General features: G+C 61.8%; 24 protein-coding genes. 13 read left to right on the top strand and 11 right to left on the bottom strand.

Going from position 1 to position 23,254, the window contains the following annotated elements; all coding sequences use genetic code 11:
* Positions 1–7: 7 nt before the first annotated feature.
* Genes ACK59Z_RS05540 through ACK59Z_RS05515 form a run of 6 tightly spaced genes read right to left on the bottom strand, consistent with a single transcriptional unit; the run spans position 8 to position 6,874 of the window.
* A complete protein-coding gene (locus ACK59Z_RS05540) occupies positions 8–379 on the bottom strand; it encodes a RidA family protein (RefSeq protein WP_003254071.1) in 372 nt (123 codons plus the stop codon).
* Between the two features lie 27 nt (positions 380–406).
* A complete protein-coding gene (locus ACK59Z_RS05535; protein WP_409292579.1) occupies positions 407–1,102 on the bottom strand; it encodes a DUF3726 domain-containing protein in 696 nt (231 codons plus the stop codon).
* A gap of 2 nt (positions 1,103–1,104) precedes the next feature.
* On the bottom strand, positions 1,105–2,799 hold the full coding sequence (locus ACK59Z_RS05530; protein ID WP_409292577.1) for a hypothetical protein: 1,695 nt from the start codon (positions 2,797–2,799) through the stop codon (positions 1,105–1,107).
* Positions 2,800–2,825: 26 nt separating this feature from the next.
* Positions 2,826–4,376: a BCCT family transporter gene (locus ACK59Z_RS05525; protein ID WP_409292575.1), complete on the bottom strand. Its 1,551-nt coding sequence runs from the start codon at positions 4,374–4,376 to the stop codon at positions 2,826–2,828.
* 55 nt (positions 4,377–4,431) lie between these two features.
* The gene (locus tag ACK59Z_RS05520) at positions 4,432–5,418 is read right to left on the bottom strand and encodes a dipeptidase (RefSeq protein ID WP_003254063.1); all 987 of its coding nucleotides are present in this window, start codon (positions 5,416–5,418) and stop codon (positions 4,432–4,434) included.
* A 13-nt stretch (positions 5,419–5,431) separates the two neighbouring features.
* Positions 5,432–6,874: an aldehyde dehydrogenase family protein gene (locus tag ACK59Z_RS05515; protein ID WP_070095508.1), complete on the bottom strand. Its 1,443-nt coding sequence runs from the start codon at positions 6,872–6,874 to the stop codon at positions 5,432–5,434.
* 95 nt (positions 6,875–6,969) lie between these two features.
* Here ACK59Z_RS05515 and ACK59Z_RS05510 point away from each other — a divergent pair, with 95 nt between their 5' ends.
* Positions 6,970–7,857: a LysR family transcriptional regulator gene (locus ACK59Z_RS05510; protein WP_003254059.1), complete on the top strand. Its 888-nt coding sequence runs from the start codon at positions 6,970–6,972 to the stop codon at positions 7,855–7,857.
* 66 nt (positions 7,858–7,923) lie between these two features.
* On the opposite strand, the gene ACK59Z_RS05505 is transcribed toward ACK59Z_RS05510, so the two are convergent.
* The 4 genes from ACK59Z_RS05505 to ACK59Z_RS05490 all read right to left on the bottom strand — a co-directional run bounded on the left by ACK59Z_RS05505 (position 7,924) and on the right by ACK59Z_RS05490 (position 11,531).
* Positions 7,924–8,853, bottom strand: a complete 930-nt coding sequence (locus ACK59Z_RS05505) for a LysR family transcriptional regulator (protein ID WP_108191618.1) — start codon at positions 8,851–8,853, stop codon at positions 7,924–7,926.
* Between the two features lie 98 nt (positions 8,854–8,951).
* Positions 8,952–9,461, bottom strand: a complete 510-nt coding sequence (locus tag ACK59Z_RS05500; protein ID WP_108191617.1) for a flavin reductase family protein — start codon at positions 9,459–9,461, stop codon at positions 8,952–8,954.
* A 25-nt stretch (positions 9,462–9,486) separates the two neighbouring features.
* On the bottom strand, positions 9,487–10,521 hold the full coding sequence (locus ACK59Z_RS05495) for a methionine synthase (RefSeq protein ID WP_004576491.1): 1,035 nt from the start codon (positions 10,519–10,521) through the stop codon (positions 9,487–9,489).
* A 26-nt stretch (positions 10,522–10,547) separates the two neighbouring features.
* A complete protein-coding gene (locus tag ACK59Z_RS05490) occupies positions 10,548–11,531 on the bottom strand; it encodes a DUF1852 domain-containing protein (RefSeq protein ID WP_004576492.1) in 984 nt (327 codons plus the stop codon).
* A gap of 231 nt (positions 11,532–11,762) precedes the next feature.
* Here ACK59Z_RS05490 and ACK59Z_RS05485 point away from each other — a divergent pair, with 231 nt between their 5' ends.
* Both ACK59Z_RS05485 and ACK59Z_RS05480 read left to right on the top strand, forming a co-directional pair.
* Entirely contained in the window at positions 11,763–12,263 is a 501-nt protein-coding gene (locus ACK59Z_RS05485) for a peroxiredoxin (RefSeq protein ID WP_004576493.1), read from the top strand.
* A gap of 86 nt (positions 12,264–12,349) precedes the next feature.
* Positions 12,350–13,288 (top strand): LysR family transcriptional regulator, encoded by a 939-nt coding sequence (locus tag ACK59Z_RS05480; protein ID WP_004576494.1) that lies wholly within the window; start codon positions 12,350–12,352, stop codon positions 13,286–13,288.
* On the opposite strand, the gene ACK59Z_RS05475 is transcribed toward ACK59Z_RS05480, so the two are convergent.
* The gene (locus tag ACK59Z_RS05475; protein WP_108191616.1) at positions 13,265–14,395 is read right to left on the bottom strand and encodes a porin; all 1,131 of its coding nucleotides are present in this window, start codon (positions 14,393–14,395) and stop codon (positions 13,265–13,267) included. The two genes, ACK59Z_RS05480 and ACK59Z_RS05475, sit on opposite strands and share 24 nt — an antisense overlap.
* A gap of 374 nt (positions 14,396–14,769) precedes the next feature.
* Between ACK59Z_RS05475 and ACK59Z_RS05470 the strand changes: the two genes are divergently transcribed.
* The 10 genes from ACK59Z_RS05470 to ACK59Z_RS05425 all read left to right on the top strand — a co-directional run bounded on the left by ACK59Z_RS05470 (position 14,770) and on the right by ACK59Z_RS05425 (position 23,252).
* Positions 14,770–16,071 (top strand): MFS transporter, encoded by a 1,302-nt coding sequence (locus ACK59Z_RS05470; RefSeq protein WP_108191615.1) that lies wholly within the window; start codon positions 14,770–14,772, stop codon positions 16,069–16,071.
* Position 16,072: 1 nt separating this feature from the next.
* Entirely contained in the window at positions 16,073–17,257 is a 1,185-nt protein-coding gene (locus ACK59Z_RS05465) for a M20 aminoacylase family protein (protein WP_108191614.1), read from the top strand.
* A 258-nt stretch (positions 17,258–17,515) separates the two neighbouring features.
* Positions 17,516–17,773 (top strand): hypothetical protein, encoded by a 258-nt coding sequence (locus ACK59Z_RS05460; RefSeq protein WP_108191613.1) that lies wholly within the window; start codon positions 17,516–17,518, stop codon positions 17,771–17,773.
* A 66-nt stretch (positions 17,774–17,839) separates the two neighbouring features.
* Positions 17,840–18,082 (top strand): hypothetical protein, encoded by a 243-nt coding sequence (locus ACK59Z_RS05455; protein WP_003254042.1) that lies wholly within the window; start codon positions 17,840–17,842, stop codon positions 18,080–18,082.
* Positions 18,079–18,876 carry an exodeoxyribonuclease III gene (xth, locus tag ACK59Z_RS05450; RefSeq protein ID WP_019751176.1) on the top strand — a complete coding sequence of 266 codons (798 nt, stop codon included), beginning with the start codon at positions 18,079–18,081 and terminating at the stop codon, positions 18,874–18,876. Before ACK59Z_RS05455 ends, xth begins: the two co-directional genes overlap by 4 nt.
* 116 nt (positions 18,877–18,992) lie before the next feature.
* A complete protein-coding gene (locus ACK59Z_RS05445) occupies positions 18,993–19,673 on the top strand; it encodes a thermostable hemolysin (RefSeq protein WP_033725924.1) in 681 nt (226 codons plus the stop codon).
* Entirely contained in the window at positions 19,663–21,132 is a 1,470-nt protein-coding gene (locus tag ACK59Z_RS05440) for an AMP-binding protein (RefSeq protein WP_108191612.1), read from the top strand. The genes ACK59Z_RS05445 and ACK59Z_RS05440 overlap by 11 nt, the downstream gene beginning before the upstream one ends.
* Before the next feature lie 8 nt (positions 21,133–21,140).
* Positions 21,141–21,821, top strand: a complete 681-nt coding sequence (locus ACK59Z_RS05435; protein ID WP_108191611.1) for a TenA family transcriptional regulator — start codon at positions 21,141–21,143, stop codon at positions 21,819–21,821.
* Positions 21,808–22,614, top strand: a complete 807-nt coding sequence (locus ACK59Z_RS05430) for an SDR family oxidoreductase (RefSeq protein WP_004576501.1) — start codon at positions 21,808–21,810, stop codon at positions 22,612–22,614. Before ACK59Z_RS05435 ends, ACK59Z_RS05430 begins: the two co-directional genes overlap by 14 nt.
* A complete protein-coding gene (locus tag ACK59Z_RS05425; protein ID WP_003254032.1) occupies positions 22,611–23,252 on the top strand; it encodes a hypothetical protein in 642 nt (213 codons plus the stop codon). Before ACK59Z_RS05430 ends, ACK59Z_RS05425 begins: the two co-directional genes overlap by 4 nt.
* Positions 23,253–23,254 lie beyond the last annotated feature (2 nt).

Genomic DNA, 23,254 nt, shown 5'->3' with positions numbered 1-23,254 from the left:
CAGGCCCTCAGAGGCAGGCGTAGACCACCAGCTCCACCAGCATTTCTTCCCGGGCGAGGCCCGCCACCACGACGGCCGCGCGGTTGGGGTAGGGTGCCTGGAAATACTCGGCGTACACGGCATTTACAGTTGCCAGATAGCGGCGGTCGGTCACGTAGATCAGTACCTGAGTCACGGCATCCAGCGAGCTGCCAGCGGCTTCCAGGGTGTGGCGCAGGTTGTCCAGTGTCTGGCGGGCCTGGGCCTCGATGCCGCCGGCAACCACCTGGCCCTGCGTATCGATTGGGATCTGGGCCGTGTACAACGTACCGTTGCCGACGACCGCCCATTCCAGTGGCGCCCTGGAGGCGAACAGCTCGGTCTTTATTGCATGCTTCATGGGTTGTTTCCTCAGTGGCAAGGGTGTTCAGTCGGCGTCGCTGCCGCCGCCTGCACCGTGGCGGCGTGAGGCTTCGGTGCTCTCGACAAGGATGTGTTCGGCCAGCTGCCTGAGCCTTTGCCAGGTATGTTCGTTGACGGTAAAACCTTGCTGCAGTGTGCGCTGCGGGTCGCTTACTGCCTGGGCGGTCTGGCCTGCTCGGGTGAACAGCACCGTTACGTCTTGCGCGGCCGCTTCAATGGCCTGGGGCCGGGTTTCACTGCTCAGTTCCGGGCGCGGCATGCCGGCGGTAAAATCGGCCAGGTGGCATTGGCGGGCGTCCTCCCAGCGTGCTTGCACGTGCAGCCCCTGCACCGCTGCCCGGCTCAGGTAGCCCAGCAACAGCAAACGGTTGTGGCAGTGGCGTATGCGCAGTTCAGCCTGACCACAGCGCATGGCCTTGGCTGCCGCCAGTTCCACCACCGTGGCGGCGCAGCGCAACACGCTCTGGCCCTTGGCGTCGATCACCAGCAGGGCGTTATCCTCATGGCACAAGGCGTATGGCCGTGCAGCTTCGGCTTGCAGATAACGCAACGCCTTTTCCAGTGCCCCCACGCCATCGAGCCCCTGCAGTTGCAACCAGCCCACGAGTTCGGCGGCATCCTCGCAGTCGCCCGGGGCGAAGCCCATGCCTTCGAATGCCTTGCGGCACATCACCTGTATTTCGTTAAGCGATACGCGCATGGTCAAAGCTCCCTTTGCGGCATGACTGCGAAATTCCAGTCGTCTGCGAACGGCTGACCGATGTCGCTGACCAGCGGCGCGCCCTGGAACAGCGTGATACGCACCCAGCGGCTTGACTTGGGGTCGAATTTCCCCGCGCCGAAAAATGCCAGTTTGCAGCGCAGCAGGTGAATCGGCAGCATGTCCCGGGCCAGCAGATTGGCACGGATTTCACCGAAGTTTGTTTTTGCCATGCCTTGCAGGCGGCGTACCGCGCCCTTGAACATCGGTTGGGCGATCAGGAAGTGAGCGGTCAGCGCCTGAGGCTGCCGTTGCAGGTGCTCCAGCAGCGCGCCATGGCACTGCTGGATATTGCGGGCAATACCCAGCTGCATTTCTTTTTCGGCCCCTGGCTCCTCTGCGCGAATGCCCAGGCGCGGCTCTTCTTTTTCAGCTGAGCGGTACCAGAAGAAGTGCTCCGCATCGGCAGCACTGAAGTCGTAGCGCAACGCCCAGCCATACTGCTGCTCGATGAGCTGGCGCAGTTGCCCAAGGGGCATCTGGGCGTCCAGCTGCCAGCTTTCGTTGACCCCCATGTGCTCGGCCAGGGGCGTGACCTGCTCGGGGTACAGCTCCAGCAGCAGGCTGACCAGAAGCTCCTGGCAGCCCACCCCCGTGTGTAATTGCGCCCAGGCCAGCAGGCGCGGCCAAAGGCCCGCGCCGTCGGCTTGCGTGCCAAGCCAGGTGGCCAGTAAAGCAAGCTCGGCCAAGGTTTGCAGGTTCTGCTCATGCTGGCGCTGGTCTTCGGTCCGGGATTGGCTCAGGTGCAACTGGGCGCGCGCCAGCAATTGCTGCAGGCGTGCCAATTGATCGGGCTCCGCCGACTGCGCCAGCACCAGGGCCAGGGCCGTTTCCCGCGTACTGATCCAGTGCTCCACCAGTTGAGGGTGGTTGATCAGAAAAGGGGCCATTCCCAGCCCGGTCGCGTTGCCGACCCCCAGGTAGCGTTGTAGCGCCGGGGCCAGTTGCACTGCCCGCTGCGGGGCGAGTGCCCGGGCCATGTGGTTGATCTGCTCGATGCTGAAGTGTCGCAGCAGGTAGACGGTGAACATCTGCGCGCTGAACGGCTGGTTGAAGTCCAGGTTATCTTGCAGGCAACCAAAATCGGCGATGCCGAACTTGCCGTTACCGTAAACCGCTGTGGTGCGATACAGGTAGCCGACTTCAGCCAGTTGCTGTGGATCGGGCTGGCGTCCTTCTGCCAGCGCCGCCAGAAACCGGTCGAAATTGCGCAAGCTACGGTTGGCCCGCGACAACACCAGCACGCGTGCATCGAAGCGACCGGCTTCCTGCAGCGGCACGTTGCGTTGCAGGTCGGCCAGTTGTGCCGAGTCGACATCGCCGGCCACCAGCACGAAGCTGACGTCCCACTGGTCGGCGATGACCCGATCGCTGCGCTTTTCCGGCGGCAGGTAGGCCGAGAAGATCACGCAGTGGTAATGGCCGTTTGGCGTTTCGATGCGGTAGATCGCAGTGCCGAAGCCTTGGCCATCGAGGTCGAAACAGCTGCGCCGGATTTGCCAGCGCTGCTGCATCATCCGCCGCATGCTGCTGCGCACGAAGCTTAGCGGGCTCTGGAAGTGGCTACCCAGCCGGGCCAGGTCCATGACTTGGCTGGCAGGGCGCAACGCGGGTATTGCAGGCACGCTGTTGGGCATTGTTGTTGTACCTGGATGGATCATGTTCAGACGCCTTGTTCACGGGCCATGTGTCGAGCGATGCGCACGGCATCCCACAGGGCTGGCAGGATCACCAGCGACACCGGCACCGCGGTGATGACAATGAAGGATTGCAGGGCCGTCACACCGCCTGCGCCAATGGTGATCAGTACCACCGCCGCCAGGCCCATGCCGATTGCCCAGAAACCGCGCAACCACTTCTTCGGTTTATCGTCGCTGGACATCGCCAGCGCCACGGTGAAGGCCATGGCGTCGCCATTGGTGGCCACCGAGATGAAACTCAGGAACAGGAACAGCGCGCTGACAAGGCCACCCAGTGGCAGGTTCTGCGTCACTCCCAGCAGCAGGTCTTCAGGCTTGGCGCCATGGGCGGTGACGCTGCCTGGCGCTTGCAGCTCCAGGCCGATCCCGGTACCGCCTACCACGGTGAACCAGAACATGGTCACCAGCGGTGCGATGATCGACAGCGTCATGATGATCTCGCGGATGGTGCGGCCCCGCGAGATCCGCGCGACGTACAGGGCCACCATGGGCGCGTAGCCGATGAACCAGCCCCAGTAGAACACCGTCCACCAGTCCAGCCATTTGGGGTCGGCGCGGAACATCGTCAGGGGGATGAAGTGCTCCACGTGCAGGGCAAAGGCCGCCGGGAAACCGCCGAGGATGAACAGCGTCGGTCCGAATACCACCATGAACAGGGCCAGGCCGATCATCAACCAGACGTTGATCTCGCTGACAAAGCGGATGCCTTTGAGGCCCACCAGGCACGAGACGGTGTACATCGCGGTCACCAGGACAATGGTCAGCGACTGGGTGACGATAGTGTTGGGCAGCCCCCACACGGCGTGCATGGCGCTGCTGATCTGCAGGCCAAGGAAACCGATCGGACCGATGGTGCCGGCCACTACCGCGATGATCGAGGCAGCGTCGGCCAAGGTGCCGATCGGGCCCTTGAGCGCTCGCTGGCCGAACAGGGGGTAAAGCAGGGTGCGCGGCGCCAGCGGAAGGCCTTTATCGTAATGCAGGTGCATCAGCACGATCGCCAGCAGGCTGCCCAGCACGGCCCAGGCCAGGAAGCCCCAGTGCACGAACGATTGCGCCAGTGCCGCGGTGGCCGCCGCTTCGCTGTGCGGTTGCAGGCCGGCGAAGAAGGGCGGTGGGCTGGCAAAGTGCATCAAGGGTTCGGCAGCGGCCCAGAAGGCGCCACCACCTGCCAGCAGGGCGCACATGATCACGGCGATCCAGTTGAAGGTGCTGACGTCCGGGCGCTGGGTGACCCCGCCCAGGCGTACACGCCCGCACCTGGAAAAACCGATGAACAGGCTGACGGCGAAGGTTGCCAGCATCAGCACTTGCCAATAGAGGCCAAAGGCCTTTGTCGACCAGGCGAACAGGGTATTGACCAGCGCCGACACGGTGTCGATGTCGATCAGCGCCGCCAGCAGGAAGGCGCCTAGGAATCCGCCGCTGATCAGGAACAACGGCCAGTCGATATCGCGTGCCATAGGCAGGCCCATGGCCTGGCCGTCGGCCTGCAAGGTGGTTGGGTTTTTCATGAAACCTCCGGAACCTGCGATTCTTTTTATTGTTGATGCTGTCCGTGCAAGGGGTTCAGGCCTGTGCCGTGGTAGCGGTCTCCAGCAAGCGCAACCAGTTCAGCCCCATGATGTTGCCCACGTCGTGCTCGGCAAAGCCGCGGGCGCGCAGGCCCTGGGCAATGTTGCGGAAGTCGCGGCTGTCGCGGAACCACTGCAAGGGCGCCGGCCAGTTGGCGTTGTCCCTGGAGCCTTCGCCGTAGTCCTTGTCCTTGCTCCAGCGGCCGTTGCGCATCCATTCCAGCACAGACAAGGGTTGCGCCTGGCACAGGTCGGTGCCGATGCCGATGTGCTCCACACCCATCAGGTCGGCGGTGCGCGCGACCATGTCGCAGAAACTTTCCAGGCTACAGTCCGAGGCACCCTTGAGGTGGAACGGGTAGGTGCTGAAGCCCAGCAGCCCGCCGGACTCTGCGATCCCGCGTAGCACCGCATCGGATTTGTTGCGCTTGGCGGCGTGGAAGCTGGCAGGGTTGGCGTGGGAGATGATCACCGGTCGGCTGGACAGTTCGATGGCCTCAAGCGTGCTTCGCTCGGCGCTGTGAGACATGTCGATGAGCATGCCGACGCGGTTCATTTCGGCGATCACCTGGCGGCCGAAGCGGCTGATGCCGTTGTCCTCGCGCTCATAGCAACCGCTGGCCAGCAGGCTTTGGTTGTTGTAGGTCAGCTGCATGACGAACACCCCGAGCTGGCGGAAAACCTCCACCAGGGCAATGTCGTCCTCGATCGGCGAGCAGTTCTGGAAGCCGAAGAAGATACCCACCCGGCCCTCCTCGTGGGCCAGGCGGATGTCGCTGGCCGTGCGCACCGGGCGGATCAGCTCGGGCCATGTCTCGAAGCGGCGGTTCCACTCGCCCAGGCGCGACAGGGTTTCGCGGGCGTTTTCGTGGTAGGCGATGGTGGCGTGCACTGCGCTCAGGCCACCGGCCTGCATCTGCTGGAATATTTCCTGGCTCCAGTTGGAGTACTGCAGGCCGTCGATCATCAAAAGGTCGTGCATGGCATGTATTCCTTCAGGGCCGCAGGTAGGTGGTCTTGACCACGGTGTAGAAGTCGCGAGCGTATTGCCCCTGTTCCCGGGGGCCGAAACTCGAGGCTTTGCGGCCCCCGAATGGCACGTGGTAGTCGGTCCCGGCGGTGGGCAGATTGACCATCACGCAGCCGGTCTGGGCGCGGCGCTTGAAGTGGCTGGCGTGGCGCAGCGACTGGGTGATGATCCCGGCTGTGAGGCCGTACTCGGTATCATTGAGCGTGGCCAGCGCCTCTTCAAAATCGCGCACGCGGATCACGCAGGCGATGGGGCCGAACACTTCCTCGCGGTTGATGCGCATGTCGTTGCGGCTGTTGATGAACAAGGCCGGGCGCATGTAGTAGCCATCGGAGGCCAATTGCAGGCGCTCGCCGCCTTCTATCAGGGTGGCGCCTTCGGCCTGGGCCAGTTGCAGGTAGGCCAGGTTCTGTTCCAGCTGGCGCGCGTCAGCTACCGGGCCGATCTGGACGCCAGCCTCCAGTGCATGGCCGACCTTGAGCTGGCGCATGCGCAGGCGCAGCGCCTCGACGAAGCGGTCGTGGATGCCGTCGCAGACGATCAGCCGTGATGACGCAGTGCATTTCTGCCCAGTGCCAAAGAAGGCCCCGTTGAGCGCGCATTCCACGGCCAGTTCGAGGTCGGCGTCGTCCATGACCACCAGGGCATTCTTGCTACCCATTTCCAGCTGGCAGCGCACCAGGTTACCGGCGGTGGCCACCGCTACGCGTCGGCCCGTCTGCAGAGAACCGGTGAACGTCAGGGCATCGATCTCGGCGGACTCGATCAGGGCCTCGCCGACGTCGGCACCGCTGCCCATCACCAGGTTGAAGGTACCGCTGGGCAGGCCCTGACGGCTGATGATCTCGGTGAGCGCCCAGGCACTGGCCGGCACCAGGTTGGCCGGCTTGAACACCACGGCGTTGCCGAAGGCCAAGGCCGGGGCGATTTTCCAGGCGGCGGTGGCCATGGGGAAGTTCCATGGGGTAATGATGCCCACCACACCCACCGGTTCGCGATGCACTTCGATGTCCACCCCTGGGCGCACCGAGGCGGCAGTCTCGCCCATCTGGCGCAGCACTTCGGCGGCGTAGTAATGGAAGAACTGGCCACTGCGGTTGACCTCGCCGATGCCTTCGGCCAAGGGTTTGCCTTCTTCTCGCGACAGCAGTTCGCCGAGTTCTTCCTTGCGGGCGATCAGCTCGTCGCCGATGGCCATCAGCACTTGCTGGCGGCTTTCCAGTCCACTGGCGGCCCACAGGGGTTGAGCGGCGCGGGCGGCCTGAATGGCCTGGCGGGCCTGTCCGGCGCTGGCCTGATGGTACTGGCCGATCAGGTCGCCAGTGTCCGAGGGGCTGTAGTTGCCCAAAGTGGCGTGGCCTTCACACCACTGGCCATCGATGTAGTTGTTGTAGGTCTTGTGTGACATGGATGAACGCCTCCGTTTGCATGGCATTCATCATGCGAGCAATATGCAGCAAATAAAAATTAATAAAAAAAATGCTTTGATAAGGAATGCTAACCATGTTGCCCGAGCTGAAAATCGCGCAGTTGCGTTACTTCGTACTGGTCGCCGAACACAAGAGTTTCCACGCGGCCGCCCGCCAGGCCTTTCGCACCCAGCCTGCGATATCCCTGGCCCTGCGTGAACTGGAGCAGAAGCTGGGGCAGGCACTGGTCGAAAAGGGCGGTGGCCGGGTAGAGCTGACGCCATATGGCGAGCATTGCCTCCCGTTGTTTCGTGGCTTGATCGAGCACCATGACCGTATTGCGCGTGAAGCCATGCTGTTTGCCCGGCATGAAATCGGCCAGGTCAGCATCGCCACCGTGCCTTCTGTGGCCAGCCGAATGCTGCCAGGGCCGCTGGCCCGCTTTGTGGCCGCGCACCCCAATGTGCAGGTCAGCATTCAGGACGGCACGGCCGAACGTGTGCAGCAGTTGCTCGCTCAAGGGCAAGTGGATTTCGGCATCAGCAGCCTGTGGGTGGACGATGACCAGCTCGAATTCGCCCCCATCGTGAATGATCAGGTTGGCGTGGTGTGCCGCAGCGACCACCCGCTGGTGCAGGCGGGGGGGCAGCTGCATTGGGCGCAGTTGCTGGGCGTGCCGATGATCCGCAACGGTACCTCGCAATTACTGGCGGGTACCGAGGCCGAGGGTTTGCTGGCCGATAGCCGGCTGTTCATTTCCAACATGATTTCGTTGATCGCCATGCTGGAGGAGGGGGTAGGGATCAGTACCTTGCCGTACCTCGCTTTTCCGCAGGAGAACGAAAAACTGGCGTTCGTGCCCCTTGTCGAGCCCAAGGTAGAACGGCACATCGGCATGCTCACCCGCAAAGGGCGCAGCTTGTCACCTGTGGCGGGGGCACTGATGGCGTTTCTGCAAGTGCAGTTGGCGAAGGCTAGCTGATTCGTTGGCCGTAGGGGCATGGCGCGCCATGGCCGGCACTGAGGTTCGCAAACGCACGCCCGGCTTTCAGAGAACCGGGCCTGAAGGCACGCTGACACCTGCCAGCGTGGTGAACGAAATATCCTTGGCCGTCAGCAGAAAATCACGCACGTACGGCACCTCCAGCATGTCACTGCGCAGTGCCGCATAGAGGTTTGCCTGCAGGCCGTGTTCGCCAAGGCGCTTGGCGGTTACATAGCCGCGCGAACTGTATTCGTGCACGGCCCAGTTGGGCAGGCAGCAGACGCCGCGCCCGGACGCAACCAGTTGCATCATCATCACGGTAAGTTCTGAGGTGCGGACCTGTGCGGGCTCGACGTCGGCGGGGTCGAGGAAGCGGGTGAAGATGTCCAGGCGGGTGCGTTCGATCGGGTAGGTGATCAGTGTCTGGCTGGCGATATCGGCGGGCTCCAGGTACGGCTTGTGGCGCATGGCGTGGTGGTTGTCGATGGCCAGCAGCGCCTCGTAGCTGAACAGAGGCACGTAGCTGATACCCGGCAATGTCACCGGGTCGGAGGTGACCACCAGGTCCAGGTCGCCGCGCTCCAGGGCTGGCAGTGGCGCGAAGGAAAAACCGGAGGCGAGGTCCAGTTCCACCTCAGGCCAGGCGCCGCGGAACTCATCCACTGAAGGCATCAGCCACTGGTAGCAGCTGTGGCACTCGATGGCGATGTGCAACCGTCCGGCGCAGCCCCCGGCCAGCTTGCCCAGGTCCCGTTCGGTACTGCGGATCTGAGGCAGCACCTGATCGGCCAGCTGCAGCAGCTTCAGCCCGGCGCTGGTGAAGCGCACCGGCCTGGATTTGCGCACGAACAGTGGCATGCCGATGCGCTCTTCCATATCGCGGAACTGGTGCGACAGGGCTGATTGTGTCAGGTGCAGGCGCTCGGCGGCCTCGTGCAGGCTGTCGGTTTCACGCAGCGCGTGGAGGGTTCGCAGGTGGCGTAAATCGATCATGAGTAAAATGGCGGATCAACGCAGTAATGGCGGATTTTCTTCACTGCTGCGTGATCCTGACAATTCCTTTGCTGGGTTTTCCGTGAGTGGGGTGAGGCTCAAGCCGCGTGAGGCGCGGCGAGGTTGCAGTACTGCCCCTTGAAATACAGCAGCGGCTGCGTGGCAGCAGTGGCCTGCAGGTTCAACGCTTTGACTTCGCCAATCACGATCAGGTGGTCCCCGGCGGCATGTTCGGCGTGAATTTCGCAATCAAGCCAATGCAGGCTGCCGGCAATGATCGGGTTGCCCAACGGCGATGCTTGCCATTCGACGCCCTGCCACTTGTTGGCGCCGCGCCGGGCAAACTGGTTGGAAATGCTGACCTGTTCACCTGACAGGATGTTGACCGTGAAGCGGCCAGCCTGGCGAATTTTCGGGTAGCTGGCCGAACGGGACATCACACTGAATGACACCAGCGGCGGGCTCATCGATACGCTGTAGAACGACTGGCAGGTGAAGCCGATCGGCTCACCTTCGTGGTGCGATGTAATCACCGTGATGCCGGAGGCGTAGTGCCCGAGTGCCTGGCGAAAAGTCGACGGCTCGATCGCCGTACCGGAAAGCAACATGGTAGGTCCTGTGGCTGCATTCATTTCAGCGTGCGTTAGCGAGTTCCTGACGGACGATGGCTGCGCCTGCACTCAACGCCTTGAGCTTGCCGCTGGCTACCTGGCGAGGCAGGGGCGCCATGCCGCAGTTGGTGCAAGGGTAGAGCTTGTCTGCATCGACGAATTGCAGTGCCTTGCGCAGGGTGGCGGCGACCTGTTCGGGTGTTTCAATGGCATGGGTGGCCACATCGATGGCGCCGACCATGACTTTCTTGCCGCGAATCAGCTCGAGCAGGTCCATCGGAACATGCGAGTTATGGCATTCCAGCGAAATGATATCGATGCTGGACTGCTGCAGTTTGGGGAAGGCCTGTTCGTATTGCCGCCATTCTGAACCGAGGGTCTTTTTCCAGTCGGTGTTGGCTTTGATGCCATAGCCATAGCAAATATGGACGGCCGTTTCGCACTTGAGGCCCTCGATGGCTCTTTCCAGGGTAGCCACGCCCCAGTCATTCACATCGTCAAAGAAAACATTGAATGCCGGTTCGTCGAACTGAATGATGTCCACGCCCGCGGCTTCCAGTTCTCTGGCTTCCTGGTTGAGAATCTTGGCGAATTCCCAGGCCAGTTTCTCGCGGCTTTTGTAGTGGTTGTCATACAGTGTGTCGATCATGGTCATGGGGCCGGGCAGCGCCCACTTTATCGGCTGTGTGGTGTGCTGGCGCAAGAACGTGGCATCTTCGACAAACACCGGCTTTTGTCGAGCGACAGCACCCATAACCGTCGGTACGCTTGCATCGTAGCGGTCACGGATTCTGACGGTTTTCCGTTGTTCGAAATCAACGCCGCTGAGGTGCTCGATAAACGTGGTGACAAAGTGCTGCCGGGTTTGCTCGCCGTCACTGACGATGTCGATACCGGCGTGTTGTTGTTCTTGCAAGGCCAGGCGCAAGGCATCCTGTTTGCCTTCGATCAGTTGCTCGTCTTGCAACTTCCACGGTGACCAGAGTGTTTCGGGTTGAGCAAGCCAGGCGGGTTTAGGCAGGCTGCCGGCCGTGGAGGTGGGTAGCAATGTGTTCATGAACTGTGACCTTGTGCTTTGAATGTTCAACGTGCGTATTGAGCGGACCATTGCGCCAGCGTGGCCTGGTAGGGTTTGACAAATTGCTCCTCGGCAAACTTGCCCTGCTCGATCGCCAGGCGGCTGCGCTCTTCCCGGTCGTAGACAATGCGCGTGAGCGAGTAATCCTGGTTTTGCAGGCTGGGCTGGTAGGCCTTGCCTGCGGGAGAATTGGCGTTGTAGATCTCGGGTCGGTAGATTTTCTGAAAGGTGTCCATGGTGCTGATGGTGCTGATCAGTTCAAGGTCGGTGTAGTCAGCCAGCAAGTCGCCGGCAAAATAAAACGCCAACGGGGCGACGCTGTTCGGCGGCATGAAATAGCGCACCTTCAAGCCCATTTTCTTGAAGTATTCATCCGTCAGGGAGTATTCATCCTGCTGGTACTCAACCCCTAGCACAGGGTGCTGATTTTCGGTGCGCAGGTAAGTCCTGCTGCTCGATACGCTCAGGCAGATAACCGGTGGTTTGCTGAAATGCTCCTGGTAGGTTTGCGAGTTGACGAAGCATTTGAACAGGTTGCCATGCAGCTCGCCGAAATGATCAGGTGTGCTGAAGGTCGACCGATGCTTGTTATGCTCCAGTAACAGCACACTGAAGTCGTAATCGCGCACGTACGAAGAGAAGTTGTTGCCTACCATGCCTTCGAGGCGCGTATTGTTTTGGCGGTCGACAATATGGGTTTTCAATATTTCGATCAGCGGCAGTGCATGGCCGTGCTGCGCATTTTCAATATTCATTTCCACCGATATGATGTCCAGCTCTACGCGGTAGCGATCATGTTCGGGGTTGTCCCAGTGCGCCAGCGCATTGAAACGGTTATTAATCATCGTCAAGGTATTGCGCAGGTTTTGCTGGCGGTTTGCACCCCGTGCCAAATTGGCGAAATTGGTCGTGATGCGGGTGTTTTCGGCGGGGTGATAATGTTCGTCGAACGCAATGCGCTTGACGGTGAATGTTGGCGCTTTATTCATGGTGACGGCTTCCAGATGCCTGAGTGTGAGCAACTCAGTGCTGGTCAGTTGCGTAGGCTGAGTCGTTCACACCGTAATCTTGATGTGTTTGATTGAGGCGTATCCTAGGCGGGGCGCTGCATGAATGATATTGAAGTTATTTCACAGGTTTTTTAGCCCTGTTCATGATGCGTTGCCTGGACGACTGCGGCATCATGGCTGCCTGGCCTTCACCCCACCCAGGAGACAGCGATGATCAAAACCGGCGATCAACTGCCCGACGTTACCCTTTATCAATACAACAGCGACGCAGGCGCCTGCGCGATCGGCCCGATGGCCTTTTCCATTCGCGAGCGTTGCAAGCACAAGAAGGTGCTGATCTTCGCGTTGCCGGGCGCATTCACGCCGACGTGCTCTGAACGTCACGTTCCCGGTTATGTCGCGGCGGCCCCTGCGTTGTGTGCGGCTGGCATTGACGAAATCCTGTGCGTCTCGGTGAACGATGCCTTTGTCATGAACGCCTGGGGCAACAGCATGCAGGTCGGGGATGCGGTCAAGATGATCGGCGATGGCAATGGCGAATTCAGCGAGGCGCTTGGGCTGACCCAGGACCTTTCGGCACGCGGTTTGGGGCGGCGCTCGCAGCGGTATGCAATGTTGGTCGACGACCAGGTAGTCCAGTACATTGCGGTTGAAAGCCCCGGCAAGTTCGAGGTCAGCGATGCGGCCAGCCTGCTGGCTGTGTTGCGCTAGCCATACCTTTCAGGCCTTGCCGACAACGGCTGTCAGGGCTGCCAGAACACTTTTCGAACCGGCCGCTAACAACAAGGTATAAACGGTTGAAACTTCACCAACTCAGGGCGCTGGTCGCCATTCATAACGCAGGCAGCATCCTCGAAGCCTCCAAGCTCATGCACATTACTCAGCCCGCGCTGAGCCGTTCGATCAAGGAGCTGGAGCGGGAGGTGGGGTTTACCCTGTTGCAGCGGTCGCACAAAGGCATGGCCCTTACCGAGGAAGGCAAGCGTGTCATCCGCCATGCCAACCTCGTGGTAGAGAGCATACGCCGCCTGCAGATCGAAGCGGCGAGCATTCAGGATGCGGCGCTGGGCGCCGTGTCGATCGGGGTGACGTCGTTGACGGCGATGCTCGATGGCGTCGATGAAAGTATCCTGGCCTTTCGGCGCAAGTACCCGCGGGTGAAGATCACCATCACCGACTTGCGCCCCAGCCAGATCCTGCAGCGCTTGCGCGATGGCAGCCTGGACTTTGCCATTACTTCGCAGCAACCGCTGAGTCGGCTGAGCCTGGACTGGGAGGCGCTGGGCAGTATCAAGGGCAGGGTGATTTGCCACGCCTCGAATCGGCAGAAGTTCAGCCAGTCACTGCGCACCTTGCAATACGCCCCCTGGATCAGCCTGGACGAGTTGTCCGACCAGGCTTCGCAGTTTCACCAACTGTTCGAAGCCAACGGCCTTCGGGTGCCACAGAACACCGTTGAATGCACTTCAGTGATGATGGCGCTAAAGCTGTTGAAGAACACGGAATCATTGATGACCATCAGCGAGCTGGCGGTGGACCAAGGGTCTACCTACGGTATCGATTGCGAGTTCGTAGCCATGGCGGTGCAGGAGTTGATTCCGGATTACCCCATCAACCTGGTCTGCATTGACCGCCACAGCCTCACGGCGCCTGCCCAGGAGCTGTTCCACAGCTTGCGCGGGCAGGTGCTCAAGCAGACCCGCCCCGTGGGGTCAGAAGTGGTAGTACATGCCTAGCGAGACGTTGCTTGGGTTATCGCCCACCTGGTCCACCGGGGTCCCGGCGTAGGTGATCGACGAGGCGCGCTGGTTGGCGATCATGCCGAGGCGTCCATAGAGGGCCCAGCGGGGGTTGATGAAATGGTCATAGCCGATCATCACACCCCACGCGTCCTTGTCACGGGCGCTGACCTGGCGTTGCATTACAGCCAGGCGCAGCACGTCCAGCTCGCCCACCGGCGCCATCATGCCGAAGGTATAGAGCGTGGTGCTGGGCGTGCCGGCCTGGTCCACATCCTGACGCTGCCAGGTGAGGCTGGTGGCCAGCGGGCCGAAATCGTAGAACGCCGACAGGCTCTTGAAATCGTTGGCGGTCTGGCGTGAAACGCCGCCGTCGTCCCATGGGTCGCTGTAGTAACGGTTGTAGGAGGTCAGCAACATCACCCGGCTGTTGCGGTACTGCAGCCGGGCGCCACCGCCACGCACGGTGCGCCCAGCGCTGGCGGCATCGTCGAAGCCGAAGCTCAGCGCGGTACCGAGGCTGAAGCCGCTGAAGGTCGGGCTGGTGTAGGCCAGGGTGTGCTTGGGGCGCAGGTCAAGGTAATAGGCGCCCTTGCCGGCGGCAGGCAGGGCCAGGTAGGTGTAGGGCGAGCCATAGGTGGCCAGGAACGGGTCGGCGTAGGTGGGCGTGGCCATGCCGTAGGTCTTGCCGAACTCGAGCTTGCCCAGGGTGCGCGAGCGCAGGGCGACTGTCGCCAGGCGCAGGGTACCGACGGTGTCCCAGGTGCCCTCCAGGGCCTCGCCATTGAGGTTGAAACCCTCCTCGACGTCAAGCTCCACGACAGTATCGGGGTCAAGCGCCTTGCGTGCGTACAGCCCGAGCTTGTTGGTCCAGGCGCCGCCACCGGCCAGCCTGAAACCCGAGTGGTGCTGTGAGTCGTGATAGCTGGCGAATGCATCCACGGTGCCGTACACCTTGAGCGTGTCATCGAAGCCGTAATCCAGCCCGTAATAACCAAAACCCGGCGCAATCCGCGCGAGCGTCGGAAAACCCTCTGCCTGTGCCTGCGCAGCAAGGCAAGCCCCTTGGATCATCAACAGCAACGATGTAATGCGAGTGTTCATTCACGACTCCAGGCCAGCACGGTGATGGGGTGGCTTTAGCGTCGGTGAATAGAACGTTGCAGCGTGATTGCTTATTCGGTCAGGTCATGCCGTTTGGTTAATCAGGGGCTGGCGCGGCGTGTGGATTGGCGAGCGCATCCGCGTTAGACAGGCTTGGTACCCGCGTCAACGCTGCGCTACGGATGCTGATCTGTGGGCGTTATTGGGGCCGCGCGCGGAGCGAGGGCGGACTGTGCGCCAGCTCAGGGCAATTTTGGCCAACGATCGCGCCGGCTAATTAATCATTGGTTATCCCTATGCCGAAACTGCAAGTGTATTGGGTGCCCGATTGGCTGATATTCGCTGCACGCCGCGATTTGCCAACGGAGACAACAATGATCAGACCGCTACCCACATCGCCGAGCCTGCAAAAAGGTGCGCATTCAGCCGCGCAGGTATCGTCCTCCCGTAAAACCTTGGTCGCCTGCTCGTTGGGCAATGCGCTGGAAATGTACGACTTCACGATCTACAGCTTCTTCGCTGTACTGATCGGCAAGCACTTCTTCCCCTCTGACTCGGCCATGGCGTCGTTGTTGATGTCGCTGGCCACCTTTGGCGTCGGTTTCCTGATGCGCCCGGTCGGGGCGATGGTCATCGGCCGCTATGCTGACCGGCATGGACGCAAGGCCGCTTTGAGCCTGACCATCGGGCTGATGACCCTGGGCACCGCAATGATTGCCTTTGCGCCCACGTATTCACAGATCGGGATTTTCGCCACTTTGCTGCTGGTGACCGGCCGGCTCATCCAGGGCATGTCGGCAGGCGGGGAGGTCGGTACCGCGTCGGTGTTCCTGATGGAATCCAGTGCAGTCGGCAATCGCTGCCAGAGCGTCAGCTGGCAGGCCGCCAGCCAAGGCTATGCCGCCTTGGTGGGGGCCGGCTTTGGCCTGGCCCTCAGCCAGTTGCTCGACCCCACGGCGCTGGAAAGCTGGGGATGGCGCATACCGTTCATCTTCGGCCTGCTGATCGGGCCAGTCGGTTGGTACATACGCACGCGGTTGCCGGAAACCCATGAGGCCGCACCGGCGCAGAAGGCAGAGCGGGGGCTGGATGCCGAACTGCTCAAACGCATCGCCCAAGGCATCGGCCTGATGGCCAGCTCGACCATTGGCATGTACCTGTTCGTGTTCTACATGCCGACCTACCTGACCACCGCCTTGCATTACCCACCCGGCAGCGCGATGGCGATTGCCTGCATCAGTAGCGGTTGCATGGCCGTCATCTGCCCGTTGGCCGGCAAATTCGCCGACAAGTATCAGCTCAGAAAACGCCTGCTGGTGTGGACGGTCGCCGCGCCGGTGGTGTTGACCCTGCCCGTGTTCTATCTGCTTGGGCACGTGCAGCACATGGGCCTGGCCATGATGGGCGTGGCGATCCTGATCTTGCCGACCTGTATCGGTGCCGGTGCGTTCTTCGCGCTGATCATGGAGGGCTTCCCGAAGGCCAGGCGCTCGTTCGGCACCTCGGTCAGCTACAGCCTGGGTGTGACCCTGTTCGGTGGTTTTTCGCCGTTGGTGGCCACCTGGCTGATTGCAGCGCTGGGCACGCCGTTGGCGCCAGCTTACTTCCTGCTGGCCGGCGGCATCGTCAGCCTGGCCTGCCTCAGGTATTTCCCCGAAAATAAAGGATGCGAGTGATATGGGTATTTTGCAGAGCAATCAAACACCGAGCTCAGCCGCCGAGCTGGATGAGTTCGTCATGCTGCGCCGGCAGATCCACGCTGCGCCGGAAATTGGCGGCGACACCCCCGATACAGCGGCCCTGGTAGCCGACAAGCTGCAAGCGTTGGGCTATGAAGTGCATCGCAATGTAGGTGGGCATGGTGTGGTCGGCGTGCTGAAAGTGGGGGACAGCCCGCGCAGCATCGGTTTGCGTGCAGACATGGACGCACTGCCGATGGGCGAAAAGAATGCGTTTGCGCATGCCAGCAAGCTCCCCGGCCGCATGCATGCCTGTGGCCATGACGGGCATACCGCGATCCTGCTGGCAGCCGCTGCGCAACTGGCGACTACACGCCAGTTCAACGGGACGTTGAATGTGATATTCCAGCCCGACGAGGAGGGCCTGGCAGGGGCCAAGGCGATGATCGACGACGGCCTGTTCGAGCGCTTCCCGTGCGACTCGGTGTACGCGTTGCATAACATGCCCGGCCTGCCGGTGGGCACGTGCGTGGTGCAGGCGGGGCCCACCATGGCGTCTTCCGAACGTGTCAGCATTCGGATTACCGGCAAAGGTGGGCATGGAGCGATGCCTGAGCTGTCGGTAGACCCGGTGATGGCGTTGAACAGCCTGATCAGTGGCATCCAGACCATCAAGTCGCGCAACCTGAGCGTCGAGGACTACGCCGTGATCAGCATCGGGATGATCCAGGCCGGCACCGTCTACAACATCATCCCTGACGAGGCCTGCATGTTGCTGAGCGTGCGCACCGACACGGCCCAGACCCAGCAGAAGATCAACAGCCGCATTGACGCCCTGGCCAAGGGGCACGCAGAAAGCTATGGCGTGGAGATCGATGTGCAATTCACCCAACTGGCGCCCGCCTTGTGCAACAGCGATCACGAAAGCGCGTTGCTGCGTGACAGCCTGAGGCCGTTGTTCGCCGACGGCGCGTTGCTGGACAAGATGCCGAAGAAGGTCATGGGCACCGAAGACTTTGCCTACATGTTGCAGGCGCGGCCTGGCTGTTACTTCATGCTGGGCAATGGCACGGGCGAGTTCCATGGGTGCTCGGTGCATAACCCCCACTACGATTTCAATGATGCGTTGGTGAAAATTGGCGCTGATTGTTGGGTGAAGTGGGTTCAGGACTATCTGCGTTGACCCCTTTGTCGGGGCTTGCACAGCTCCGGCAAGTGCCGCCTTTGCCATGGAGAATGCCCTGCGGTGCAGGGCAGCGGCTTTGCAGGTGTTCGCGGGCACGCCCGCGCCTGCAGGCTGGACTGCTTTTTGACCCTGGGGCATCTGCGTCGAAATAGTCTACGCTTTCAGCCGAAGCGCGTCGTTACAGGCTTCATCCCGTTATCGTCGCTCTGGCGATTCACACCGACGGACCAGGCTCGGTCCAAAGAGGGTGCTGCAATGGCGACTATCGACACCGAGAACCTTGCAAAGGGGCTGCAGCAGGTTGAAGCCTGCTGGCAGGCGTATACCTCGTCACAGCGGCTTGTCGACGGCCTCGCGGGCAGCGACCGGAGCAGTGCCATTGAAACCGCCAACCGCGATTTCACCAGGTTTCAGAACCAGTGCCAGCTGTTTTATGCCGAAGTGCGCAAGAGGGCAGCGGATGCGGACAAGCTGGAGAGTGACATGGCACGGTATCCCCATTGCTTTCAGTGACGCCCTGATTGAACGTCGCGCTGTGCCCGGGTTCTGACAAGCAAAGGGTACAGCGAGGACGCTTTCATGAGCATCGAACGCAACATTCCCGAGCTTGAAGCCTGGTACGCCCAGTACGACGACATCAGTTACCGGCGCGCGTCACCGGATGCCTACCACCATGAACTGCTTCGCACAGCCGAGGCCCTGCGCGACGACGGTGCCATCGACTGGGACGACTGGTTGGCGCTCAAGGCGCTGGCCGATGAGGCGCATATCCGCGCGCTGGAAGATGCCGTGCAGGCCCATGTGAGCGACCCGGACGCATGAAAGCGCTGAAGATCGCCACCTTCAACATCAATGGCATCCGCAGCCGTTTGCCGGCGCTGCTGGCCTGGCTGGAGCGGGAGCAGCCCGACATTGCCTGCCTGCAGGAGCTGAAGGCGGCCGATCAGCAGTTCCCTCGCGCGGAGCTGGAGGCAGCAGGCTATGGCAGCCTTCATCATGGGCAACCGTCATGGAACGGCGTGGCCATTCTGGTGCGGGGCAGCGATCCGCTCGAGGTTCGCCGCGGCTTGCCCGGCCTGGAAGAGGACAGCCAGAGCCGCTATCTGGAAGCTGCGGCACACGGGGTGTTGGTCGCTTGCCTCTACCTGCCGAACGGCAACCCGCAGCCCGGGCCCAAGTTCGATTACAAGCTGCACTGGTTCGAATGCCTGATCCAGCATGCGCGCAGCCTCTATGGAAGTGGCCACCCCACGCTGCTGGCAGGGGATTTCAATGTCGTGCCCACCGACATGGACATCTATAACCCGCGTTCCTGGCTGAAGGACGCACTGCTGCAGCCTGAGTCGCGAGCGTGTTACCAACGACTGCTTGATCAGGGGTGGCTCGATGCCATACGCCATCTGTACCCGGACGAGCGTGTCTACACCTTCTGGGACTATTTCCGTAACCACTGGGCCCGCAATGCCGGGTTGCGGATCGATCATCTGTTGCTCAACCCCGAGCTTGCGCCTTATCTGAAGCGGGCGGGTGTCGATGCGTGGGTGCGTAACCAGGCCAAGGCCAGCGACCATGCACCCGTCTGGATCGAGCTGGGCACGCGTCGTGCCCGGTCATAATCAATTCAGCACATGAACGAGCACCGGGCTGAGGCGCTCCGACAGTAGCCGACTTCAGATTGCATTCAGATTCGGCCCCGATAATTCCCTCCGTCGCACCCAGGCGGGGAAATTTCATGACTCAGACTCATCAATGGCACAGTTTGCTTCCGTTACCCATCGGTAGCCATGCCGATCATCAGGCGCATCTTTCTCTTCACCTCAGCGGCGATCATGGGCGAGGCGAGCTGGAGCACTTCATACACGAGCGCTTTGCCTGCGTGCACCAGGCGGATGTGCAGCATTACCTGCCGGAACTGCTTGCCTTGCAGGGTAGCCACGGTCGCCTGATCGCGGCGGCGGGCATGCGACCGGCCAGCGAAGGGCCGCTCTTTCTTGAGCGGTACCTGGACGAGCCTCTGGAATCCGCTGTTTCACGGGTAACCGGTGCCTCACCGGATCGCAACTGCATGGTAGAAGTAGGCAACCTGGCCTCGCTCAGCGCCGGCAGCGCTCGAATAATGATCATTGCCGTGACGTGGTTGCTGGCCATGCGCGGTTTGGAGTGGGTCGCATTCACGGGCGCCGCGACACTGTTCAACAGTTTCCAGCGACTGGGGCTGGTGCCCACTGTTCTGGCCTCAGCGGATCCTGCGCGCTTGCAGGGCCAAGTCGACCAGTGGGGGACCTACTACGACCAGCGACCCCAGGTATTCGCCGGCAACATAGGCTTTGGCTTCGATGCCCTGAAGCAGGCGGGCATGTTCGAGCGGCTTGGGTTTCCCATGCTAACCCTGGAGACCGGCCATGCGGCATGAACTGACTGCCTTTCAGGCACTGTTGCGCCAGCATGCCCTGGAACATCCTGACGCCGTGGCCGTCCAGGGCGATGCGCAGCGTTACACCTACCGGCAACTGCTCGACGAAGTCGAATCTCGTGCGGGCTGCCTGCGTAGCCAACCACCAGGAACCTTCGCCGTGGTGCTGGATAACGGGCCCGAGGCGCTATTCTGGGATTTGGCGGCGCTGTTCGCCGAACGCGCCACTGTGACAGTGCCGTCGTTTTTCAGCGCGACCCAGTTCCAGCACTGCTTGCAGCAAAGCGGGGTCACGGCGGTCGTGTGCGAGGCGCAGTGGGCCGAACAGCTCGTTGCGCTTGGCTTTGCCCGGCAGGCGCCAGCTGGCGTGTGGCAGCGTGACAGTTTTGTCGCCCCGGCGCTGCCGGAGGGCACTGCCAAGATCACTTACACCTCCGGTAGTACCGGCACGCCCAAAGGCGTGTGCCTGAGCGCTGAAACCCTGCTGCGTGTGGCGCATGAGCTGGAGGCCGCCAGCCGCCCAACCGAGCCGCAGCGATACCTGGCGGTACTGCCACTGGGTGTTCTGCTGGAAAACCTGGGCGTCTACGCCGCGCTCATGGCTGGCGCTTGTGTGCAGCTCTATCCGCAGCAGCAATTGGGGATGGGAGGCGCAAGCCAGGTCGATTTCAAGCGCCTGCTGGGCGCAATCGCCCTCAGTGGTGCGCAGAGCCTGATCCTTGTGCCGCAACTGCTGATGGGGCTGGTGACAGCGATCGAACGCGGGCTGATGCGGGTCGGCCCTCTGCGTTTGGTGGCGGTAGGCGGCGCTCGGGTATCGCCAAGCCTGCTCGTGCGGGCCGAGGCGGTCGGTTTGCCGGTGTTCGAAGGTTACGGCTTGTCCGAGTGCGCCTCGGTAGTGGCGCTCAACCGCACAGGGGCTGTGCGCCCTGGGAGCGTCGGCAAGCCATTGCCGCATGTGCAGGTGCGCATTGCCGACGATGGCGAAGTTTTGGTGGCCGGCTCGATATTGCTGGGCTACCTGGGAGAGCCGCCGGTAACCGGGCAGTGGTGGGCAACAGGCGATGTAGGGCACCTCGATGAGGAGGGCTACCTCTACCTGGATGGCCGCAAGAAGCATCAGTTCATCACCAGCTTCGGGCGCAACGTCAACCCGGAGTGGGTAGAAGCCGAGCTGAGCCAAAGTGGCGTGATCGCCCAGGCTTTCGTGCATGGCGAGGCCTTGCCACGCAACCTTGCCTTGCTCTGGCCGCTGGATCCCGGCATCAGCGACGAGGCCATCGAACAGGCCGTACAGCAATGCAACGCGCGACTGCCCGATTACGCCAGGGTGCACACCTGGCGCCGCTTGCCAGTGCCTCTGAGCACGCTTGACGAAACCCTGACTGCCAATGGCCGCCCGCGACGTGAGGCGATCTTGCAGCGTTACCACACCCTGTTGTCCGACATCTCGTTGTGAGGTTCATAATGTCCTTTTTCGACACCCTGCAAGTACAAACCGCCCAAGAGCGTCAGGCGCTGTTCGCCGTACCGGTGATCCGCGAAGCGCTGGCCGGCCAGGTCAGCCTGGACAGCTACGTCGCCTTCCTGACCCAGGCCTATTACCACGTGCGCCATACCGTGCCGCTGATGATGGCCTGTGGGGCTCGATTGCCGCTGCGGCTGGAGTGGCTGCGCGGCGCGGTCTGCGAATACATTGAAGAGGAATACGGCCACGAGCAGTGGATCCTCAACGACATCAACGCGTGCGGCGGTGACTGGGAGGCCGTGCGCGATGGCCAGCCGGTGCAATCCATCGAGCTGATGGTCGCCTACCTGTACGACCTGATCGCCCGTGGCAACCCGGTCGGGTTGTTCGGCATGGTCAACGTGCTTGAAGGCACCAGCATCGCCTTGGCCACCCAGGCGGCGGGCGTTATCCAGAACACATTGGCACTGCCAGACCAGGCATTCAGCTACCTCAGCTCGCACGGTGCGCTCGACCAGGACCACATGGTGACCTACAAACAGTTGATGGACCGCCTCGACGATGCCGGTGACCAGCAGGCCGTCCTCCACGCGGCCAAGGTCGTCTACCGCTTGTACACCGAGATGTTCCAGGGCTTGCCGCGTGCCGGGCAGCAAGAGGTGCACCATGCGTTTGGCTGAGTCCGTGGTGATCCTCACCGGCGCCAGTGGGGGCATAGGCCTGGAGCTGGCTGAACAGCTCTGTGCTGCCGGTGCCCAGGTGTTGGCCGTCAGTCGGCATATGGGCAAGCTGGCTGGCCTGATGAACCGGTACCCTGATCGTCTGCGCTGGCAGGAGGCCGACCTGCGCAGCCCGTCAGGGCGCGAACATGTCATCGAGCGGGCACGCGAGATGGGGGCTGTCAATGTGCTGATCAACGCGGCTGGCGTGAATCGCTTCGCTCTGCTCGACCAGCTGGATGAGTATGCGCTGGACGAGCTATTGGACATCAACCTGAAGGCCCCCCTGCAACTGACACGCGCCTGCCTGCCGTTGCTGCGCGCTCAGCCCAAGGCGTTGGTGGTCAATGTCGGGTCGACCTATGGCTCGATCGGCTACCCCGGCTACGCCACCTACTGCGCCAGCAAGTTTGCGCTGCGTGGTTTTTCGGAAGCGCTGCGCCGCGAGTTGGCCGACACCACGGTGAACGTGCTGTATGCCGCCCCCCGGGCGACCCGCACAACGATGAACAGCAGTGCTGCGACTGCGCTCAATCAAGCGCTGAAAGTTGGCATGGACGACCCTGCGGACGTCGCCCGTGCTGTGCTCGAGGCGGTGCAATCCGAGCGCACCGAGCTTTATCTGGGGTGGCCGGAAAAGCTCTTCGTGCGTATCAACGGGATGTTGCCGGGCATAGTCGATCGCGCACTGCGCAAGCAACTGCCAGTCATTCGCCGCTATATCGGCAGCCATTCCAAGGAGTCGAACAAATGAAGCGTCTGTTCATTGCCAGCTTGCTGGCATTTGCACCCTTCACCTGGGCATTGGACCAGGCAGGCAGCCAGCGCCTGAGTGATCTGCAGCAGCGCTGGGCGCAGATTCAGTACCAAATGCCCAAGGACACGCGTGCCGACGCCTTCGAAAAGCTGGCAGGCGATGCAGCAACGTTTGTTCATCAGTATCCGGGCACACCTGAACCCTTGATCTGGGAGGGCATCATCAACAGCAGTTGGGCGGGGGCGACGGGTGGCCTCGGTGCACTGGGCAAGGTCAAGGCGGCGAAAGCCAGCCTGGAGCAGGCCATGAAGCTGGACCCCAACGCCCTGCAAGGTTCGGCCTACACCAGCCTGGGCACGCTGTATGATCAGGTGCCCGGCTGGCCTATCGGTTTCGGTGATGCCGAAATGGCCGACAAGATGCTGCGCAAAGCCTTGCAGATCAACCCCAACGGTATCGACAGCAACTATTTCTGGGCTGATCATCTGTATCGGCAGAAGCGCTACCCTGAAGCTACCGCAGCCCTGCAGAAAGCCTTGCAGGCACCGCCCCGGCCGGGGCGTGAGTTGGCTGACCAGGGCCGGCGTGCCGATATCGATGCTTTACTCAAGGCTATCAAGGACAAACAGGACTGAAC

This window comes from Pseudomonas sp. KCJK9058, assembly GCF_046230975.1.
In the GTDB taxonomy this organism is placed as follows: domain Bacteria; phylum Pseudomonadota; class Gammaproteobacteria; order Pseudomonadales; family Pseudomonadaceae; genus Aquipseudomonas; species Aquipseudomonas alloputida.
Note: the sequence above shows the minus strand (reverse complement) of the source record. Positions and strands in the feature narration are given on the sequence as shown.

Excerpts from the sequence above, each read along its gene's own strand:
- ACK59Z_RS05540 (WP_003254071.1), bottom strand. The coding sequence starts at position 379 with ATGAAGCATGCAATAAAGACCGAGCTGTTCGCCTCCAGGGCGCCACTG.
- ACK59Z_RS05535 (WP_409292579.1), bottom strand. The coding sequence starts at position 1,102 with ATGCGCGTATCGCTTAACGAAATACAGGTGATGTGCCGCAAGGCATTC.
- ACK59Z_RS05530 (WP_409292577.1), bottom strand. The coding sequence starts at position 2,799 with ATGCCCAACAGCGTGCCTGCAATACCCGCGTTGCGCCCTGCCAGCCAA.
- ACK59Z_RS05525 (WP_409292575.1), bottom strand. The coding sequence starts at position 4,376 with ATGAAAAACCCAACCACCTTGCAGGCCGACGGCCAGGCCATGGGCCTG.
- ACK59Z_RS05520 (WP_003254063.1), bottom strand. The coding sequence starts at position 5,418 with ATGCACGACCTTTTGATGATCGACGGCCTGCAGTACTCCAACTGGAGC.
- ACK59Z_RS05515 (WP_070095508.1), bottom strand. The coding sequence starts at position 6,874 with ATGTCACACAAGACCTACAACAACTACATCGATGGCCAGTGGTGTGAA.
- ACK59Z_RS05510 (WP_003254059.1), top strand. The coding sequence starts at position 6,970 with ATGTTGCCCGAGCTGAAAATCGCGCAGTTGCGTTACTTCGTACTGGTC.
- ACK59Z_RS05505 (WP_108191618.1), bottom strand. The coding sequence starts at position 8,853 with ATGATCGATTTACGCCACCTGCGAACCCTCCACGCGCTGCGTGAAACC.
- ACK59Z_RS05500 (WP_108191617.1), bottom strand. The coding sequence starts at position 9,461 with ATGTTGCTTTCCGGTACGGCGATCGAGCCGTCGACTTTTCGCCAGGCA.
- ACK59Z_RS05495 (WP_004576491.1), bottom strand. The coding sequence starts at position 10,521 with ATGAACACATTGCTACCCACCTCCACGGCCGGCAGCCTGCCTAAACCC.
- ACK59Z_RS05490 (WP_004576492.1), bottom strand. The coding sequence starts at position 11,531 with ATGAATAAAGCGCCAACATTCACCGTCAAGCGCATTGCGTTCGACGAA.
- ACK59Z_RS05485 (WP_004576493.1), top strand. The coding sequence starts at position 11,763 with ATGATCAAAACCGGCGATCAACTGCCCGACGTTACCCTTTATCAATAC.
- ACK59Z_RS05475 (WP_108191616.1), bottom strand. The coding sequence starts at position 14,395 with ATGAACACTCGCATTACATCGTTGCTGTTGATGATCCAAGGGGCTTGC.
- ACK59Z_RS05470 (WP_108191615.1), top strand. The coding sequence starts at position 14,770 with ATGATCAGACCGCTACCCACATCGCCGAGCCTGCAAAAAGGTGCGCAT.
- ACK59Z_RS05465 (WP_108191614.1), top strand. The coding sequence starts at position 16,073 with ATGGGTATTTTGCAGAGCAATCAAACACCGAGCTCAGCCGCCGAGCTG.
- ACK59Z_RS05460 (WP_108191613.1), top strand. The coding sequence starts at position 17,516 with ATGGCGACTATCGACACCGAGAACCTTGCAAAGGGGCTGCAGCAGGTT.
- ACK59Z_RS05455 (WP_003254042.1), top strand. The coding sequence starts at position 17,840 with ATGAGCATCGAACGCAACATTCCCGAGCTTGAAGCCTGGTACGCCCAG.
- xth (WP_019751176.1), top strand. The coding sequence starts at position 18,079 with ATGAAAGCGCTGAAGATCGCCACCTTCAACATCAATGGCATCCGCAGC.
- ACK59Z_RS05445 (WP_033725924.1), top strand. The coding sequence starts at position 18,993 with ATGACTCAGACTCATCAATGGCACAGTTTGCTTCCGTTACCCATCGGT.
- ACK59Z_RS05440 (WP_108191612.1), top strand. The coding sequence starts at position 19,663 with ATGCGGCATGAACTGACTGCCTTTCAGGCACTGTTGCGCCAGCATGCC.
- ACK59Z_RS05435 (WP_108191611.1), top strand. The coding sequence starts at position 21,141 with ATGTCCTTTTTCGACACCCTGCAAGTACAAACCGCCCAAGAGCGTCAG.
- ACK59Z_RS05430 (WP_004576501.1), top strand. The coding sequence starts at position 21,808 with ATGCGTTTGGCTGAGTCCGTGGTGATCCTCACCGGCGCCAGTGGGGGC.
- ACK59Z_RS05425 (WP_003254032.1), top strand. The coding sequence starts at position 22,611 with ATGAAGCGTCTGTTCATTGCCAGCTTGCTGGCATTTGCACCCTTCACC.